Annotated in this window: 1 protein-coding gene; it reads left to right on the top strand. The window is 65.1% G+C overall.

Going from position 1 to position 1,147, the window contains the following annotated elements:
* Positions 1-133: 133 nt before the first annotated feature.
* On the top strand, positions 134-1,147 hold a 1,014-nt coding region (locus ACFHWU_RS29170), incomplete at its 3' end, for an IS1380 family transposase (RefSeq protein ID WP_416592307.1).

Raw genomic sequence — 1,147 nt, 5'->3', positions numbered from 1 at the left:
AGCCTCAATCCGTGGACCTGCCTGGTTGGGTGATGTCCGAATCGCAGTATGGATGCAGTGAGAGTGCCCTCTGAGCTGGGATGATCGGGTTTGTCTAGAACACGATCGATTTCCAGTCAGGAAGGCACTCTCGGTGCAAGGATCTCATGCTTGGCGTGGCGACAGCGCGGTCTTCGACGAGGAGAATCTCGTGTCGCACGCCGGACTCGTACCGCTGATGGCGTTGGCCGAACAAGCTGGGCTGTCTCGGCTGCTCGATGAGCATGTGCGGTTCACCAGTGAGCGGGTCAAGTCCGGGGCGGCCAACCCGACGCCGAAGCTACTGTCGATCATCGCCGGGATGGCTGCCGGGGCTGACAGCATCGACGACCTGGACGTGATCCGCGCTGGCGGGATGAAGAAACTCTTCCGCGCGGTGTATGCCTGCGCCACGTTGGGGATCCTGTTGCGGGAGTTCACGTTCGGCCATGTTCGCCAACTCGGCGCGGTGCTGCGCACGTCGTTGATCGCGTTGGCCGGGCGGACCACGGTCCTGGCCGGAATCACCGAACGCGCATTCATTGACATCGACTCGCTGCTGCGGCCGGTCTACAGCAAAGCCAAGCAGGGCGCCTCATTCGGCCACACGAAGATCTCAGGCAAGAACGTGCTGCGGCGCGGGCTGTCCCCGTTGGCGGTCACGATCTCCACACTGCAAGCGGCACCGGTGCTGGCCGGGGTCCGCCTGCGCGCGGGTAGGGCCGGGTCGGCACGAGGCGCGACGACCATGGTCGTCGAAGCGATCAACACCGCGATCGAGGCGGGAGCCGACCCGGCCACCATTGTGGTCCGCGGCGACTCGGCGTTCTGCTCGGGCAAGACCATCGCCGCGATCGTCAAAGCCGGAGCCACGTTCTCATTCACCATCGCCCGCAATCCCGCCGTCGACGCCGCGGTCGCGAGCATCCCCGACGATGCGTACATTCCGGTGCAGTACCCCGGCGCTGTCACCGACCCCGACACCGGCGAACTGATCTCCCACGCCCACGTGGCCGAGATCGAGTACACCGCCTTCGCCGGCACCCCATACGAAATCACCGCCTGGCTAGTCGTACGGCGGGTCCTTGACGCCAACACCCAGGACCCGCTGTTCCCGGTCTGGCGTTAC

Origin of the sequence: Micromonospora sp. LOL_015 (genome assembly GCF_048060275.1) — a bacterium.
Classification (GTDB): Bacteria; Actinomycetota; Actinomycetes; order Mycobacteriales; family Micromonosporaceae; genus Micromonospora_E.
The sequence above is the reverse complement of the archived record's forward strand: the minus strand, read 5'-3'. Positions and strand labels throughout refer to the sequence as shown.